Annotated in this window: 14 protein-coding genes and 1 riboswitch; of the genes, 8 read left to right on the top strand and 6 right to left on the bottom strand. The window is 68.3% G+C overall.

The features are described 5' to 3' along the window. Positions 1-72: 72 nt before the first annotated feature. From D1832_RS06625 to gcvP, 3 genes are all read left to right on the top strand, one after another. Positions 73-546: a bifunctional nuclease family protein gene (locus D1832_RS06625; protein ID WP_118913170.1), complete on the top strand. Its 474-nt coding sequence runs from the start codon at positions 73-75 to the stop codon at positions 544-546. A gap of 212 nt (positions 547-758) precedes the next feature. After that, on the top strand, positions 759-1,340 hold the full coding sequence (locus D1832_RS06620; protein WP_370633431.1) for a MerR family transcriptional regulator: 582 nt from the start codon (positions 759-761) through the stop codon (positions 1,338-1,340). Between the two features lie 67 nt (positions 1,341-1,407). After that, positions 1,408-1,502, top strand: a riboswitch (glycine riboswitch). A gap of 90 nt (positions 1,503-1,592) precedes the next feature. Next, positions 1,593-4,460 (top strand): aminomethyl-transferring glycine dehydrogenase, encoded by a 2,868-nt coding sequence (gene gcvP, locus D1832_RS06615; RefSeq protein ID WP_118913169.1) that lies wholly within the window; start codon positions 1,593-1,595, stop codon positions 4,458-4,460. Between the two features lie 100 nt (positions 4,461-4,560). Here the strand turns inward: gcvP and D1832_RS06610 are convergent, their stop codons facing one another. The 4 genes from D1832_RS06610 to D1832_RS06595 are packed head-to-tail and all read right to left on the bottom strand — an operon-like array spanning position 4,561 to position 10,947. Beyond that, complete coding sequence (locus D1832_RS06610) at positions 4,561-5,778, bottom strand: pyridoxal phosphate-dependent aminotransferase (RefSeq protein WP_047311611.1); 1,218 nt, start codon at positions 5,776-5,778, stop codon at positions 4,561-4,563. A 26-nt stretch (positions 5,779-5,804) separates the two neighbouring features. Continuing rightward, positions 5,805-9,080, bottom strand: coding sequence for an AAA family ATPase (locus tag D1832_RS06605; protein ID WP_118913168.1), 3,276 nt, complete (start codon positions 9,078-9,080; stop codon positions 5,805-5,807). Continuing rightward, the gene (locus D1832_RS06600; protein ID WP_118913167.1) at positions 9,077-10,267 is read right to left on the bottom strand and encodes an exonuclease SbcCD subunit D; all 1,191 of its coding nucleotides are present in this window, start codon (positions 10,265-10,267) and stop codon (positions 9,077-9,079) included. Before D1832_RS06600 ends, D1832_RS06605 begins: the two co-directional genes overlap by 4 nt. A gap of 44 nt (positions 10,268-10,311) precedes the next feature. Continuing rightward, positions 10,312-10,947: a histidine phosphatase family protein gene (locus D1832_RS06595; protein ID WP_047311614.1), complete on the bottom strand. Its 636-nt coding sequence runs from the start codon at positions 10,945-10,947 to the stop codon at positions 10,312-10,314. A gap of 28 nt (positions 10,948-10,975) precedes the next feature. Here D1832_RS06595 and D1832_RS06590 point away from each other — a divergent pair, with 28 nt between their 5' ends. From D1832_RS06590 to D1832_RS06575, 4 genes are all read left to right on the top strand, one after another. Then, positions 10,976-11,404, top strand: a complete 429-nt coding sequence (locus D1832_RS06590; RefSeq protein ID WP_118913166.1) for an OsmC family protein — start codon at positions 10,976-10,978, stop codon at positions 11,402-11,404. 110 nt (positions 11,405-11,514) lie between these two features. Further along, entirely contained in the window at positions 11,515-11,991 is a 477-nt protein-coding gene (locus D1832_RS06585) for an SRPBCC domain-containing protein (protein WP_182434698.1), read from the top strand. Positions 11,992-11,994: 3 nt separating this feature from the next. Then, entirely contained in the window at positions 11,995-12,618 is a 624-nt protein-coding gene (locus D1832_RS06580; RefSeq protein ID WP_118913164.1) for an L-threonylcarbamoyladenylate synthase, read from the top strand. Continuing rightward, positions 12,615-13,178, top strand: coding sequence for a nucleosidase (locus tag D1832_RS06575; RefSeq protein ID WP_118913163.1), 564 nt, complete (start codon positions 12,615-12,617; stop codon positions 13,176-13,178). Before D1832_RS06580 ends, D1832_RS06575 begins: the two co-directional genes overlap by 4 nt. 15 nt (positions 13,179-13,193) lie before the next feature. Here D1832_RS06575 and D1832_RS06570 read toward each other — a convergent pair whose 3' ends face one another. Together D1832_RS06570 and D1832_RS06565 are read right to left on the bottom strand one after the other, a co-directional pair. Continuing rightward, positions 13,194-13,778 carry a M15 family metallopeptidase gene (locus D1832_RS06570; RefSeq protein ID WP_118913162.1) on the bottom strand — a complete coding sequence of 195 codons (585 nt, stop codon included), beginning with the start codon at positions 13,776-13,778 and terminating at the stop codon, positions 13,194-13,196. A 485-nt stretch (positions 13,779-14,263) separates the two neighbouring features. Beyond that, positions 14,264-15,094 carry a fructosamine kinase family protein gene (locus D1832_RS06565; RefSeq protein WP_338067301.1) on the bottom strand — a complete coding sequence of 277 codons (831 nt, stop codon included), beginning with the start codon at positions 15,092-15,094 and terminating at the stop codon, positions 14,264-14,266. On the opposite strand from D1832_RS06565, the gene fdhD reads away from it, so the two are divergent. Further along, the gene (fdhD, locus tag D1832_RS06560) at positions 15,088-15,861 is read left to right on the top strand and encodes a formate dehydrogenase accessory sulfurtransferase FdhD (RefSeq protein WP_118913160.1); all 774 of its coding nucleotides are present in this window, start codon (positions 15,088-15,090) and stop codon (positions 15,859-15,861) included. The two genes, D1832_RS06565 and fdhD, sit on opposite strands and share 7 nt — an antisense overlap. Positions 15,862-16,016 lie beyond the last annotated feature (155 nt).

Genomic DNA, 16,016 nt, shown 5'->3' with positions numbered 1-16,016 from the left:
TGTCGCCGGTCGGTGGCACCCGAGGTGTTCCGCAGGTCGCTCCCGGTCGCGGTTGCGCGGTAGCGTGGACATGTGAAGCGCGCCGAAGTTTCCGGCATCCGAGTCGAGTTGCCGACGACCAGCCCCGTCCTCCTTCTGCGTATTGAAGGTGGAGTGACGCACGTACCCATCTGGATCGGCTCGCCCGAGGCCTCGATGATCGCGTTGTTCGCCGAAGGTGTTGATTCCCCGCGGCCCCTCACACACGATCTCGTCCTCGACGTTGCGGGCGCGGCGGGCCGTTCGCTGGAACGTGTCGAGATCACGGCGCTACGCGACGACGTCTACGAAGCAAGCCTCGTCTTCGACGACGGCGGACGCGTCGACTCTCGTGCCAGTGACGCCGTCGCTCTCGCGATGCGCGCTTCTGTGGACATCCTCATCGCGGACGCCATCGTGGACGAAGTGGGCGTTCAGGTCGCTGACGAGCAGGAGGAAGAGGTCGAGAAGTTCCGCGAATTCCTTGACCATGTCAGCGCAGAGGACTTCGAAGAACCCGAAGAGTGAAGTGTTGGTTGACCCCCCAATGATTCGACAAAACTAAGCGTCAAGTGAACCTTTAGTGTTTGTGATCGAGTCGTGATCCGCGAAATTTCGGGAAATTTATCCGGCGTGTCGTGCGCGCTGTCATTGATCGGACCCTGAATCGGCTCTACCTTTGAGGAGTCAAGAGGGCGCGGGTCAACGTGCTCACGCCTTGTTTCTTCCAGGAGGTCGCCGTGGTTTCCACCGGCAAAGCGCCCGAGTCTCACTCCGAGGCTCCCGCGCCGATCGACGCCGATGTCACGCGCGAGGTCGAGATCGACGACGCGATGCTCGGCTACCGCGGCCCGGCTGCCTGCCGCGCTGCCGGTGTGACATACCGCCAGCTCGACTACTGGGCCCGCACCGGCCTGCTCGAACCGTCGGTGCGCAACGTCAGCGGTTCCGGCCACCAGCGCCTGTACTCCTTCCGCGACGTCCTCGTCCTCAAGGTCATCAAGCGCCTGCTCGACGCCGGTGTCTCGCTCCAGCAGATCCGCGTCGCGGTGGCAGCACTGCGCGACCACGGCGTCAAGGAGCTCGCGGGCATCACGCTCATGTCCGACGGGGCGTCGGTCTACGAGTGCACGAGCGACGACCAGGTCATCGACCTTCTGCGCGGCGGCCAGGGCGTGTTCGGTATCGCACTCGGAAGCGTCTGGGCCGAGGTCGAAGGCACCCTTGCCGAACTCCCTGGTGAGCGTCCCGACGCCACCGAGATCGCCGAGCACCCGGGCGACGAACTGCGCAAGCGCCGCGCCGCGAAGCGCGCCGGCTGAACCGCTTCCACCAGCCTTCTCGTACCCGACACCGCAACGGCGGTGTCGGGTACTGTTGTGCTCGCTGTCGAATCCGGTGGGAGAGACTCCGGCCGCGAGCCGGGGCGCCGAAGGGGCAAGCCTCCCCGCAACCTCTCAGGCGAAGTGGACCATCGGGTGAAGCAACTCTGAAGCGCCGTCGTGCGTGACAGAGGGGGAGCAGCCGACCAGACCGTCGGCCGTCGCCCATCGACACGCGTCAGGGAGTCACCCATGACAAGCGATTCGTTCGCCCCCTTCGTCGCCCGCCACATCGGCCCGGGCGACTCCGACCTCGAGCACATGCTCTCCACGATCGGCGCGAGCGACGTCGCCGACCTCGTGGCTCGCGCCGTTCCTCAGGCCATCGCCCAGAAGGAGCCGCTCACCCTCGAGGCCGCCGGTTCAGAGGCCGAGGTGCTCGCCGAGTTGCGTGAGAAGGCTTCGCGTAACCGCGTCCTGACGTCGATGATCGGCCTCGGCTACTACGGCACGCACACGCCGGGCGTCATCCGCCGCAACATTCTCGAGAACCCGGCCTGGTACACGGCCTACACGCCCTACCAGCCGGAGATCTCCCAGGGTCGCCTCGAGGCTCTGCTCAACTTCCAGACCGTCGTCACCGACCTCACGGGTCTCACGACGGCCGGTTCGTCGCTGCTCGACGAGGCCACCGCCGTCGCCGAGGCCATGACGCTCATGCGCCGTGCGAGCAAGTCGGCCAAGGACGCCGTGCTCGTCGTCGACGAGCAGGTCATGCCGCAGAGCATCGCCGTGACGCAGACGCGTGCCACGCCGCTCGGCATCGAGGTCGTCGTCGCCGACCTGCGCGACGTCAAGGACGCGGACGCGCTCGTCGAAGCTGCGGGTGGCAAGTCCGTCTTCGGTGTCATCGTGCAGTACCCGAGCGCCGACGGTCAGATCGTCGACTGGAAGGCGCTCACCGAGGCCGCCCACGAGCACGGTGCGCTCGTCACGGCTGCCGCTGACCTGCTCGCCCTGACGCTCATCGCGTCGCCCGGCTCGTGGGGTGCGGACGTCGCAGTCGGTACCTCGCAGCGTTTCGGTGTTCCGATGGGCTTCGGCGGGCCGCACGCCGGTTACATGTCGGTGCGCGCCGGGCTCGAGCGCAACATGCCGGGGCGCCTCGTCGGTGTCTCGCTCGACGCCGACGGCCACCAGGCCTACCGCCTCGCGTTGCAGACGCGTGAGCAGCACATCCGCCGTGAGAAGGCGACGTCGAACATCTGCACCGCGCAGGTGCTGCTCGCCGTCATGGCGTCGATGTACGCGGTCTACCACGGCCCGCAGGGGCTCGCGAAGATCGCCGAGGACGTTCACGCCAAGGCGCGTCTCGTCGCCGCTGCGCTGCCGAAGGCCGGCCTGGAGGTCGTCCACGACACCTTCTTCGACACGCTCGCCGTTCGCAGCGAGGGACGCGCGCAGGCGCTCGTCGACTCTGCGCTCGAGCACGACGTCAACGTCTGGAAGGCTGACGAGGAGACCGTCCTGATCAGCCTCGACGAGACGACGACGCAGGGCGAGATCGACGCCCTCGGCGCCGCGTGGGGCTTCCGCACCCGCGAGGCAGACGAGGCGTCGGCGCTGCCCAAGGCGCTCGTGCGTGAGGACGAGTACCTCACCCACCCCGTCTTCAACAGCCACCACAGCGAGACGGCCATGCTGCGTTACCTGCGCCGTCTGGCCGACCGCGACTACGCGCTCGACCGCGGCATGATCCCGCTCGGCTCGTGCACGATGAAGCTCAACGCCACGACGGAGATGGAATCCATCACGTGGCCCGAGTTCGCGAACCTTCACCCGTTCGCTCCGGCGAACCAGAACGAGGGCATCCGCGAGCTCATCACCGACCTCGAGCAGTGGCTGTGCGACATCACCGGCTACGACGACATATCGCTGCAGCCGAACGCCGGCTCGCAGGGTGAGCTCGCCGGCCTTCTCGCCATTCACGCCTACCACCAGGCCAACGGCGAGGGGCACCGCAACATCTGCCTCATCCCCGCCTCGGCGCACGGCACCAACGCGGCGTCCGCCGTCATGGCCGGCCTGAAGGTGGTCGTCGTCAAGACGGCGGCTTCCGGTGAGGTGGACCTCGAGGACTTCAAGGGCAAGCTCAAGGAGCACGGCGAGAACCTCGCCGCGATCATGGTGACCTACCCCTCGACGCACGGTGTCTTCGAGGACACGATCACCGAGATCTGCTCGCTCGTGCACGAGGCGGGCGGCCAGGTCTACGTCGACGGCGCCAACCTCAACGCGATGGTCGGCCTCGCCCAGCCGGGCAAGTTCGGCGGCGACGTGTCGCACCTCAACCTGCACAAGACGTTCTGCATCCCGCACGGCGGCGGTGGCCCCGGCGTCGGCCCGGTCGCAGTGCGTGAGCACCTCGCTCCGCACCTGCCGAACCACCCGCTGTTCGCGGAGGCTGGCCCGGCGACGGGCGTCGGTCCGATCTCGGCGGCGCCGTTCGGTTCGGCGAGCATCCTGCCGATCTCGTGGGCGTACGTGCGCCTCATGGGTGGCGCGGGTCTGACGCGCGCGACGCAGTTCGCCGTCGTCAACGCCAACTACGTTGCCGCTCGTCTGCGTGAGGCCTACCCGGTGCTCTACGCGGGCACCGACGGTCTCGTCGCGCACGAGTGCATTCTCGACCTGCGCGCCCTGACGAAGGAATCCGGCGTCACGGTCGACGACGTCGCGAAGCGCCTCATCGACTACGGCTTCCACGCCCCGACGATGAGCTTCCCCGTCGCGGGCACACTCATGGTCGAGCCGACGGAGTCGGAGTCGCTCGAGGAACTCGACCGCTTCGTCGAGGCGATGCTCGCCATCCGCGCCGAGATCCAGGACGTCATCGACGGCAAGGTCGCGGCCGAGGACTCGGCCCTGCGTCACGCACCGCACACCGCGCTGTCGCTGACGAGCGAATGGGACCACCCCTACGAGCGTCGCGAGGCCGTCTACCCGGGCAGCACCGACCCGCGTGCGAAGTACTGGGCGCCGGTTCGTCGCATCGACGGTGCGTACGGCGACCGTAACCTCGTGTGCTCGTGCCCGCCGCCCGAGGCGTTCGAGGACTGATCCTCACCGTGTGACGGAGAACGAACGAAGCCCCATTGCCGAGAAGGCGATGGGGCTTCGTTCCATGCTCAGGGGCGGAGGTTCGACCCGCACCGGGGCATCAGGAGCGGTAGTCCTCGAGGAAGTCCCCGATACGTCCGATGGCCTCTTCGAGCATGTCGACGTCGGGCAGCGTGACGAGCCGGAAGTGGTCGGGCTTGACCCAGTTGAACCCGGTTCCGTGCGTCACGAGGATCTTCTTCGCGCGCAACAGGTCGATGACGAAGTCCTGGTCGTTCTCGATGGGGTAGACCTCTGGGTCGAGCTTCGGGAACGTGTAGAGCGAGCCCATCGGTTTGACGCAGCTGACACCCGGGATGTCGTTGAGCATGCGCCACGCCAGCATCGACTGCTCGTAGAAGCGACCTTCCGGACCGATGAGCTCCTGGATCGACTGGTAGCCGCCGAGGGCAGTCTGGATGGCGTGCTGGGCAGGGACGTTGGCGCACATGCGCATGTTGGCGAGGAGGGTGAGCCCCTCGAGGAAATCGGCCGCGAGGTGCTTTGGGCCGGAGATCATGACCCAGCCGGCACGGTAGCCGCACACCCGGTAGGCCTTGGACAGGCCGCTGAAGGTCAGGCACAGCACGTCGTCACCTGCGTAGGTGGCGGCGTGGTGGTGCACCGCGTCCTCGAAGAGGATCTTCTCGTAGATCTCGTCGGCCATGACGACGAGGTTGTGGCGGCGTGCGATGTCGACGAGGCCCTTGACGACGTCCTCGGAGTACACGGCGCCCGTGGGGTTGTTCGGGTTGATGATGACGATGGCGTGCGTGTTCTCGGTGATCTTGCTCTCGATGTCCGCAAGGTCCGGGTTCCACCCGTTCTCCTCGTCGCACAGGTAGTGCACGGCCTTGCCGCCGGTGAGCGTCACGGCACCCGTCCACAGGGGGTAGTCGGGGGCAGGAACGAGGATTTCGTTACCGTCGTCGACGAAGGCCTGCAGCACCATGCTGATGAGCTCCGAGACGCCGTTGCCGATGAAGACGTCATCGACGAGCGTCTCGCGCAGGCCGCGGCTCTGGTAGTACTGCGCGACGGCGGTGCGCGCCGAGTAGATGCCGCGGCTGTCGCTGTAGCCCTGCGCGTGGTGCAGGTGGTGCTTCATGTCGGCCAGGATTGCCTCAGGTGCCTCGAAGCCGAACGGGGCGGTGTTGCCGATGTTCAGCTTGAGGATCTTGTGGCCCTCGGCCTCGAGGCGCTGGGCCTCTTCGAGGATCGGGCCGCGCACGTCGTAACGCACGTTCTGAAGCTTCTTGGACTGACGGATCGCACGCATGCGCCCAGCGTTTCACAGGGCGGCGCTCAGACCGCGCCTGACACGGCGAATCCGGACACGATCGGGTGAACCGTGGAACCCTCGGAGGTCTTGCGAACTTCGATCTGAGAGGGGATTCGGGCGCGCAGTTCGGTGACGTGGCTGACGACGCCGACGAGACGCCCACCTTCGCGCAGCCCGTCCAGTACCTCCATCACCTGCTCGAGCGTGTCCTGGTCGAGCGAGCCGAAGCCTTCGTCGACGAAGAGGGTGTGCAGTTCCATGCCGCCGGAGTCGGCACGCACGGCGTCACCGAGCCCGAGCGCGAGGGCGAGGGAGGCCATGAAGGCCTCGCCGCCGGAGAGCGTGGCGGTGTCGCGGCTGCGGCCGGTCCAGGCATCGACAACGACCAGACCGAGTCCGCTGCGGGCGGTGCCCTTGGCCCGCTCGTCGGTGTACTTCAGCTGGTAGCGCCCGTCGGTCATGTAGTGCAGGCGCTCGTTCGCCATCACCGTCACGGTCTCGAGATGGGCGGCGAGCACGTAGCTCGTGAGCCTCATGCGGTGCGTGTTCTCGCCGATGCCGGAGAACGTGCTCGCGAGGTCGCTCATCTCCCGGGCCGCCTGGGCGACGGGGAGATGCTCGCGCACGGCGTCGGCGATGCGGTCACGCATCGAGTCGAGGATCTCGTAGGCCTGCGCCCATCGGGACGCCTCGGTGGAGGATTCGTTCGCGCGGCGTGCGTAGATGTCGGCCCTCCGCCGCAGCCGCGCAGGATCGGGAGCGGGGGAGTGCGCCGCAGACGCCACACTGTCGTCGGCCAAGGTGGCGCCCGCGGCCGCGCGGACCTCGATGGCGTGTTGCCACGTGGCGCGCAGACTCGTCAGCTCGTCCTCGTCGAGGGCGACGGCGAAGGCCGCCTCGACGTCGTCGTAACCCTTGGCGACGAGTTCGTCGGACAGCTCGACTTGGGCGCTCTCGCTCTGCGTCGCTGCGGTACGGAAGGTCGCGTCCGCGCGGGCGAAGGCGTCACGCGCGCGGTCGATCGCAGTCAGCTGTCGACGCGCGTCGTCGACCGACCGAGCGAGCTGCTGGACGCGGGTGCGCACGGCCTCCTCGTGCTCCTCGTCCGCGAGGTTCTGCGCAGCGTCATCGTCGCCGGTGGCCGTGGCAACCACGCTCGTGCCGTCGGTGGCACCTTCGGGCAGCGTGGTGCCGCGCAGCACGGGGGAGTTGTTGGAGTCGGTGTAGTCCGAAACGAACTGCAGTGTGGACGACTCGGCTTCCGCGAGGTGCTGGAGGGCAGCCGCCAGTGCTTCTTTCGCGCCATCGCGGCGTGCAACGGCGGCGGCAGCGTCCTTCTCCGCGGTTGCTATGCCTCTGTGGGCTCGCGTCTGTGCCGATCGAGCCTTTTCCAGCGTCACGGCCGCTTCTTCCCGACGCTGGGCTCGCTCGTTCAGGTCGCGCTCGGTCTGACGCAGCGCGCTGTCGTCATCGACGAGATCGGCGGCAACGAGGGCTTCGGCTGTGTCATCGCTCCCCGCAGGGGATGTCTCCCCGTCCGGCACAGCGGCCACGACGTCGTCGAGGCGGGCTTGCAGGTGCGCGAGGTGGCTCGCCCAGGCCTGCTCGGCGCCGGCGAGTGTGGCTTCGGCACGGCGACGCTTCTCGTCAGCATCCCGGGCAGCCCGTTCCGCCGCCTCGATCGCCTGCGGGCCGGGTGCCTGCGGTGACGCAGTCGCAGGGTTCGGGTGTTCGCACGAGCCACACACGGGGCACGCCTTGCCGGGCGTGAGATCGGTGGCGATCTCGGCGGAGATACCGGCCAGCCGGGCCAGACGCAGGGCCACCGCGTCGTGCTCACGTTCGGTGAAGGTGGCCACTGCTGCGTCGCGCGCTTCGGTTGCTGTGGTCACGGCCCTGCTGTGTGCAGGGACTTCCTGAAGAATCCGACGCGCAGCGTGAACGGCGTTGAGGGAGCCTCGCACGTCAGGCAGCGAGCTGAGCGTCTCCTCCGCGACGACGACAGCTTCGTCGGCACGTTCGCCCTCCTCCTTCGCCGTCCCCATCGTCTCCCTCGTGGCGACGGCCTTCTGCTCGGCCGCTGATGCATGGCGCCGAGCGGCGGCGACGTCGTCGAGGGCGCGCAGGGCTCGCGGCAGGTGCAACTGCAGCGCCTGAAGCGCTTGTGACCGAGCCTTCAGCGCCTCGGCCGGGAGAACGGCGTCGGCATCGTGACGTTCGCCAGGCGCCTCGAGCCCGGTGATCTCCGCGAGTGCTCCGGCGGTCTCGATGCGCCGGGCACGTGCCTGCTCGAGTTGTTTGTCGGCGCGTCCACTGCGTTGCGCGAGGCGAAGCACGCCCGCCACGTGATCGGCGGCGTCCGCGTCATTCTTCATCTGGGTGACGGTTTCGGCGGGCCAGGCGTCGAGGTCGGTGCGCGCCCGCTCGTGGGCCTCACGCAGGGCCAGCAACGCGCCGGCGCGTTCGACGGCGCGTTCGGCCTGCTTGGCTGCGGCCGCGGCCTCGGCCGCCCGCGTGCCCGCGTCGTCACGGCGCCCGCGCAGGGCGGCGAGGAGGGTCCGCAACACCTCGGGAAGGTCGGCAACGCTCTCGTCGGACCAGACGGCCGGTGGCAACTCGTCGTCGTCAAGACGCGTGAGCGTGTCGGTGACGACCGTCATGTGACCCCGGATGTGTTCGAGCGAGGCCTCACTGGCACGGAGGCGTTCGTTCTTCGTCTCAGCGAACCATCGCTCCACGGCGTCGAAGCGGGCGACGTCGAAGAGCCGCTCGAGCAGGGCCCGGCGGTCTTCGGGCTTGGCGCGCAGGAACTGGGCGAACTCGCCCTGGGGGAGCAGGACGACCTGGGCGAACTGCTCGAGACCCATGCCCAGCGTGTCGGTGACCATGTCGGCCGCCTCGTCGATACGGGACGAGACGAGGTGCCATTGGCCCTCCCGCCACTGCTCGAGCCTCACCGACGCGGGGCGCGTGGTGGTTCCCGAACCGCGGCGCTTCGGCGCGTCCCACGCGGGCGCCCGGCGTACGCGCCAGCGCTCGGGGCCGACGCTGAACTCGAGTTCGACCCAGGGCGCCGTCTCTGGCGCGGCGTGGTGGCTCCGCAGAGCGTTGCGCAGGCTGCGTCGACTGCCCGGAACGTCGCCGAACAGCGCGAACGCGACGGCATCGAGGAGCGAGCTCTTGCCCGAGCCGGTGGGGCCGTTGACGAGCAGGATGCCCTGGTCGAGTTCACCGAAGTCGACGTCCACACGGTCAGGGAAGGGCCCGAACGCCTCCAGGCGCAGGGTGTGAAGTCTCATCGCAGATCCTCGAGGGAGAACATCGAGCCGTCGTCTGCCATCGGTTCGTCACCGCGTCGCAGAGCCGCGCTGACGGCCTTGCCGATAGCGGTGCGCTCGGTGGCGTTGGGGCCGCGTCCGCCACGCACGTGGGCGAGGAAGTCGCAGCACAGCTCCACGTCGTCACGGCCCTTGAGTCGCTCGGCGTAGGTGATCGGTTGGGTCTCGGTACGAGGCGTGTCGAAGATGAGGCGCAGGGTGTGGGGGAAACGCGCTCGCACGCGATCCATGGCCGCTGCGGGCCGGATCTCGTCGGTGAGCGTGACCTGGCACCAGGCCGATTCGGCGTGTTCGAGCTTGGGATCGGCGAGCAGGTTGTCGAGTTCGCCGCGCAGGATGGCGAGCGAACGGTGGATCGGTGCCTCGATGAACTCGGCGGAGACACTGCCGCGGGCGACGTCGACGAGCCACGTGCCCTTGGTGTGGGCCGCTTCGCTGAACGACATGGCGACCGGACTGCCGCTGTAGCGCACCGACTCGCTGAGGGTTTGCGCGCCGTGGAGGTGCCCGAGTGCCGCGTAGTCGAAGGCGTCGACGACGGAGCGGGGCGCGACGCCGAGACCGCCGACGCAGATGTCGCGTTCGGACTCACTCGTCGTGGCGCCTGCGAAGAAGGCGTGTGCCATGCCGACGACCGGCAGCCCGTCGTCAGGCAGCGCGGTGCGACCGCGCGTCACCGCCTCGGTGAGCACGGCCCGGTGCGTCGACTCTGTGTCGAACGCCCCGGCCGCAACGGACGGCTCGAGGTAGGGGAGCGCCACCACATGGCCGGCGGTGTCCTGGCTGCCGTAACCCGGTATCGCGATGGGGCGCGCGATGCCTTCGTAGGCGGCGCGGATGTGGAGCCCGGAGTGCTCCATGACGCGGGATCCGAACCCGAGGCGCGTGGCCGAGTCGTGGTTGCCGGAGGTCACCACGACGCGGCTCCCGGTGTCGAGCAGTCGCACGAGGGCGTCGTCGAGCAGTTCGACGGTGCGCGGGTTCGGCAGTGCCCGGTCGTAGATGTCACCGGAAACGACGACGGCGTCGACCTTCTCCTCGCGGGTCAGTTCGACGAGGTGGTCGAGGTAGCGCGCGTGCGCATCGCCGAGGCCTTCACCGTGGAAGGACCGGCCGAGATGCCAGTCGGAGGTGTGGAGGATGCGCATGGCTCACACCCTAGGAGCGACCACCGACAACCCGATCCCGCAGGTCATGCCGACGGCAGGTGCGTCGTGTTCCAGCTGAGGATCCCGGGCACGTCGTGGTGGTGATCGAGGGCGCAGACCGCGCCGGCGTCGAGCATGAGCTGGGCGGCGAAGCGGGGCTCCTGCCGAAGGTAGACGGCTGCGAGGATGCGCAGGAGGTGGCCGTGGGCCACGAGGATGACATCCCCCCTCTCCAGCAACGGCATGACGCGGTTCAGGACGTGCGAGGCGCGGGCCGCGACGTCCTCGACCGTCTCACCCGGGGTCTCACCCGGCACGACGCCGTGGCTGAAGATCTCCCAGTCGTAACCGACCTCGTCGCGGATCTGCGGCGTGGACTTGCCTTCGTAGCCGCCGTAATCCCACTCGCGCAGGTCCTCGTCGATCTCGAGGTTCTTCAGGCCGATCAGTTCGGCGGTGCGCAGCGCCCGGGTCAGCGGTGAGACGAACTCGGCGACGAAGTGACGACCGGCGAGCGCCTGCCCCGCCGCGCGCGCAACGGCTTCGCCGGCCGGAAGCAGTGGGAGGTCGGTGGTTCCGGTGTGACGCCCGTCGCGCGACCATTCGGTTTCGCCGTGACGGACGAGGACGAGCTGGCCCTTGCCGGGCGGGGGACCTTGAGGAGCGGTGACGAGGGGCACCCGAAGAGCCTAGTGGCACCATGGCCCCATGACTTCTACCGATGCCCACCGCAGTGTTTCCCTCACCCGTACGAGCGCCGGTCGCTTCACCGCGACGAACGCGCGCGGCGGCACGCTCGACTTCGGTTCGGGCGAGGACGAGCAGTTCACGCCCGTCGAGCTCCTGCTCACGGCCATCGCCGGGTGCAGCGCGATCGACGTCGACATCTTCACCTCGCGCCGCAGCGAGCCCGAGCAGTTCGACGTCGTCGCCGAGGGCGACAAGCTGCGTGACGAGCAGGGCAACCACATGGGTCCGATCGACGTCACCTTCAGCGTGCGCTTCCCGGAGGGTGAAGCGGGCGACGCTGCTCGCAAGGTGTACCCGGAGACGGTCGAGCTCTCGCACGAACGCCTGTGCACCGTGAGCCGTACCGTGCTCCTTCCGACCGACGTTCGGATGCACGTCGAACCCTGACGGTGGCCCAACGAATCCTGACGACGAACGGGTGCGCCCAAACCCCCCGACACACGGAGCCGCTGTGGTCAGATGGAGCGACCCGTTGAGTGAGAAGGGGGCGACGTTTCGTGGATCCCATCCGGCTGACGTACGACGTCCCGGTGACGCAGTCGCTCGCCTTTGCTCTCTTCGTCGACGAGTTCTCCCGATGGTGGCCGCGTGAGTTCAGCCGCGACCCCCTGACGTTCGAAAGCGCCTCACTGGGCGGTGTCGCAGGCGCCGATGTCACGTGGACGTCGTCCGATGGCGGGGTGGACGTGTGGGGACGAATCGAGGTGCTCCAACCCGGCGAGCAGGTCACGTGGTGGTGCTGGTGGCAGGGCGAACAGGACGCGCCGAGTCACGTGTCCGTGCGCTTCTCGGAGAACGACTGGGGGAGTCGGGTGCACTTCGAGCACGACGGATGGCGCGAGGCGAACGCGGCGTTCCGCGCGGCGTACGAGCAGTGGCCCCTGATCATGGCGGCCTACGTTCTGCACACCCGCCGGCGGGGTTTCGACCAGGATCCACGCATCGACGGGGAGCAGCAGCGCGGCGTAGCGTGAGGCATGGCCACTTTCCTCGACATCCACCCCGAGAACCCGCAGCCGCGTCTCATCGCGCAGGTCGTGGTCGCGTTGCGTGACGGCGCGCTCATCGCCTACCCGACGTCGTCGGGTTACGCGCTCGGTGCCACGCTCGGCAATGCCGAGGCGAAGGAGCGGATGATTCGGATCCGCAAGCTCGACGCGAAGCACGACTTCACGCTCGTGTGCCGTGACTTCGCGGAGTTGGGGCAGCTCGTGCAGTTGAGCAACGCAGCGTTCCGCGCGGTGAAGGCGGCGACGCCCGGACCGTACACCTTCATTCTGCCGGCGACGGGCGAGGTGCCGCGCAAGCTTGTCCATCCCAAGAAGAAGACCGTCGGCGTGCGTCTCGACACTCACCCGGTGGCGCGTGCCATCGTCGAGGCGTTGGGGGAGCCGTTGCTGTCGACGTCGCTCATCCTGCCCGATCAGGAAGAGCCGTTCACGTACGGCTGGGCGGTGAAGGAGGAACTCGATCACCTCGTCGACATCGTCATCGACGCGGAGTCGGTGGAGCCTCGTCCGACGACGGTGGTCGACTTCACCGAGGGTTACCCGGAGGTCGTTCGTGTGGGTTCCGGTGACACGGAGCGCTTCGAGGCATGAGCGAGCGTTTCCTCGTCATTGCCGCTGCCCGCAGCGAGACGCGCTATCTGCCCGACAATGTCGAGGTCGTCATCACCGGGCTCGGGAAGGCGGCGGCGGCGATCGCCACGACGCGTGCTCTCGCGGAGCGCGGGGAAGCCGGTCGCGAGGGGCTCACCGTGGTCAACCTCGGCAGCTGCGGGGCGCTCCGGCCCGTGCTGCGCGGTGCCTTCGAGCCGGGCGTCGTGCTGAACCACGACATGAGTGCCGACGCCATCCGTGCGCTCGGCCACGACCCGCGTGAGCGACTGACGACGGGTTTCGGCGACCCCGAGCTCGTTCTCGCGACCGGTGACCTGTTCGTCAGCGACCCTGCGGTGCGTGACGTGCTCGCCGAGCGCGCGTCGCTCGTCGACATGGAGGGGTACGCGGTCGTCATGGCCTGCCAGACCTTTGGGGTGCCGGTGCGCGTGGTCAAGCACGTCTCCGACGACGCCGACGAATCGGCGCTCGACTGGGCGACGGCCGTCGACACCTCGGCCCGCGACCTCGCGCAGTGGTGGACGGCGAACCTCGCCTGAGGTTCGCCGTCTCTGTCAGCCGATGAAGTTGTAGTGCCAGAACTCGGCGTTCGGGCGGCCCTGGTCGAGCCACCACGAGCGGTCGAAGCCGAAACCTGCGCCGTTCGCGGTCAGCCACTTGTCAGCAGGTGTACCGAAGATGAAGGGCGATCCGGCACCGCTTCGGATGTCGACGGCCAGCCCCATGCCGTGGTTCGACGTACCCGGATAGGCAGCGCGAGGCGCGCCGTACTGGGCGTACCAGTGCTTCTGCCAGTACAGCGAGCGGTAGCCCTCTTCGACGGTGATGTGGTAGCCGAAGACCTTCGCGAACGCCGTGTCCATCCGGATGAACTGCATGGCCGCAACGCGCTCGAGGGACGATGCGGCGGCCGACGGTGCTCGTAGGTAGGCGGGCAACGCGCGGAGCCTTCCGCTCGGCACGCGGCCGTTGAAGGCACGGACGACTGGTGCGGTGGCGAGCAGCGCGGTCGTGATGTAGCGGCCGTCGTCCAGCCTCACCCAGTCGCTCGAGACGAGCTTGCCGGTGACCTTCGTGCGGGGGCGCGATCGATGTTCTGCGCGCGGCGGAGAAGGACGCGGACGCGCGGGTGCTGACATAGAAGTCGCGGCTGATGACGTAACGCGTGAGGCGGGAGCCAACCGGGGGGAGCGAGAACGGGTCGGGTGAGGGGTAGGCGAAGGTCTGGGTGGCCGGGTTCGTCGTGGTCAGCCCCGAACCGGAGACGTACGTACCCGCCATTTCGCCGGTGGTGATCTTGAACCACGTCGTGTTGACGAAGTAGCCGGTGACCGGCACCGCCTCACCGAGACGGCCCACGGCGTTCTTGACCTGCATCGCCGGGTAGGCGTCGGTGTACGGCGGCTTCACCCAGCGCGTCACCGTGGTGGCTGCCGTGGCCGATCCGGCGGAGACACCCGCCACGAGCGGCGCGGCGAGGGCGCCAGTGAGTAACGTTCGTCGCGTCGTGCCGTGGCCCGATCCTGGCGTGTGAGTGAAGGCGTCATGCTCGCACATGATGTTCCCCTGCCCCGTGGTTGATATGCCAACACTACGACGTGAGCGCAGTCACATCGGTTCCGTCTCAGACGCCGCAGAGTTCGGCACTTGCTCGTAGCGCATCAGTCGTTGGGGAGAGGTAGGCGCCACCGAAGAGATCAAGGTGCACGAGGTAGCCGAAGAGCTGGTGCAGGGGGATCTCCTGACGCCAACCGCTGCGCAACGGTCGCGCCGCCTCGTAGCCCGCGACGATCTCCTCGACGTGCGGAGCGCCGAACATCATGAGCATCGCGAGGTCCGCCAACGGGTGGTGGCCGCACGCTGCCGGGTCGATGAGTACCACGCCGTTCGGTGACCACATGACGTTGCCGCTCCACAGGTCGCCGTGCACCCGTGCCGGCGTGACGGCGGAACGGCCGAACTCGGCTGCGCCGTTCTCCAGTGCCCTGCAGAGATCGTCGAGGAGGCGAGTTTCCCGCCCGGGAAGGTCGACGCGCCCCGCCAGGGGGTGCAGGCGGGCACGCGAGTAGAAGGTGCCGAAGTCGTCGTACACGTCCGTGGGTAGCGAGATCGGCTGATTGAGCGGACCGAAATAGTAGTGACCCGCGCCCGGCGGAAGGGCGCCGAAGCCGGGGGCTCCGGCGGCGTGCGTCGCGGCAAGCGCCTTGCCGAAGGCGTGAGCCGCTTCGGCGTATGGGGAGGCCGACTCGACATGAGCCAAGGTGAGCGAACGCGAGTCGACGTCGAGCACCTCGACGACGTCCGCTCCGCCACTCGCCGTTGCCTCACCGAGCCACCGCAACCCGGCGGCCTCGGTCTCGAAGAAGCCCTCAGGCGCCGAAGTGCGTTCCTTCACATGGGTTCTCGCGTCAGCCATGTTCGCGACTGTACGCTTTCCGCGTGTCGCAGATGACAGCCCGTCGCCGCGTCCACCGCGTCAACGCCGGTGGCATGAGCGGACGCGCCGACGACCTCGTCGTCGAGGCGCCCCTCGAACTCCACCTCGGTGACACGACGCTCGCCGTGCTCATGCGAACCCCGGGGCACGACACGGAACTCGCTGCCGGCTGGCTCCTCGTCGAATCCGGCGTCGAGGCTCCGGCCGACGTCACGCAGCTGCGCGGGTGCTGGAAGAACGACGTCGATGTCATCGAGATCGCGCTCGCGCCGCACACGACACCACCCCGCCCCCGATCCTTCGTCACCGGCGCGGCCTGCGGCGTCTGTAGTGCCGACCAACTGACGCTCGGCGCCGTCGGGCCGCGCTCGGCTCAGGTGCTCGACGTCGACGTCGCACGCGACCTGCCCGACACCCTCCGCGAACAGCAAAGGGCGTTCGAACGCACGGGAGGTCTCCACGCCGCCGGGCTCGCCACCTACGACGGGCGGATCGACGTCGTGCGCGAGGACGTCGGCCGTCACAACGCCGTCGACAAGGTGCTCGGCCGAGCACTCATGGACGGGCTGCTCCCTGCGCGCGACCGTCTGCTCGTCGTGTCGGGACGTGTGTCCTTCGAGATCGTGCAGAAGGCCGTCGCCGCGGGCGTGAGCGGCATCGTCGCGGTGTCGGCGCCGTCGTCGATGGCCGTCGATCTCTGCGAGGAGTACGGGCTCGTGCTCGTCGGCATGATGCGCCGCGACCACTTCAACGTGTATGCCGGTGCGGAACGCGTGCGCGCCTGAAGCAACCGGGACATGACGAAGGCCCCGCAGCGTCGGCGGATTCTCGTGGTCCTCGCAACACCTGATTGATCACGTGGTTTGAAGTAGATCACGCAGGCGCTCGGCTGGGTTGTCCCAGTTGAGCGTTTTGCGTGGGCGCCCGTTGAGCTCGGCAG

Source organism: Dermacoccus abyssi (assembly GCF_003515945.1).
Taxonomy (GTDB): domain Bacteria; phylum Actinomycetota; class Actinomycetes; order Actinomycetales; family Dermatophilaceae; genus Dermacoccus; species Dermacoccus abyssi.
The sequence above is the reverse complement of the archived record's forward strand: the minus strand, read 5'-3'. Positions and strand labels throughout refer to the sequence as shown.

Excerpts from the sequence above, each read along its gene's own strand:
- gcvP (WP_118913169.1), top strand. The coding sequence starts at position 1,593 with ATGACAAGCGATTCGTTCGCCCCCTTCGTCGCCCGCCACATCGGCCCG.
- D1832_RS06610 (WP_047311611.1), bottom strand. The coding sequence starts at position 5,778 with ATGCGTGCGATCCGTCAGTCCAAGAAGCTTCAGAACGTGCGTTACGAC.
- D1832_RS06605 (WP_118913168.1), bottom strand. The coding sequence starts at position 9,080 with ATGAGACTTCACACCCTGCGCCTGGAGGCGTTCGGGCCCTTCCCTGAC.
- D1832_RS06600 (WP_118913167.1), bottom strand. The coding sequence starts at position 10,267 with ATGCGCATCCTCCACACCTCCGACTGGCATCTCGGCCGGTCCTTCCAC.
- D1832_RS06590 (WP_118913166.1), top strand. The coding sequence starts at position 10,976 with ATGACTTCTACCGATGCCCACCGCAGTGTTTCCCTCACCCGTACGAGC.
- D1832_RS06580 (WP_118913164.1), top strand. The coding sequence starts at position 11,995 with ATGGCCACTTTCCTCGACATCCACCCCGAGAACCCGCAGCCGCGTCTC.
- D1832_RS06575 (WP_118913163.1), top strand. The coding sequence starts at position 12,615 with ATGAGCGAGCGTTTCCTCGTCATTGCCGCTGCCCGCAGCGAGACGCGC.
- D1832_RS06570 (WP_118913162.1), bottom strand. The coding sequence starts at position 13,778 with ATGTCAGCACCCGCGCGTCCGCGTCCTTCTCCGCCGCGCGCAGAACAT.
- fdhD (WP_118913160.1), top strand. The coding sequence starts at position 15,088 with ATGACAGCCCGTCGCCGCGTCCACCGCGTCAACGCCGGTGGCATGAGC.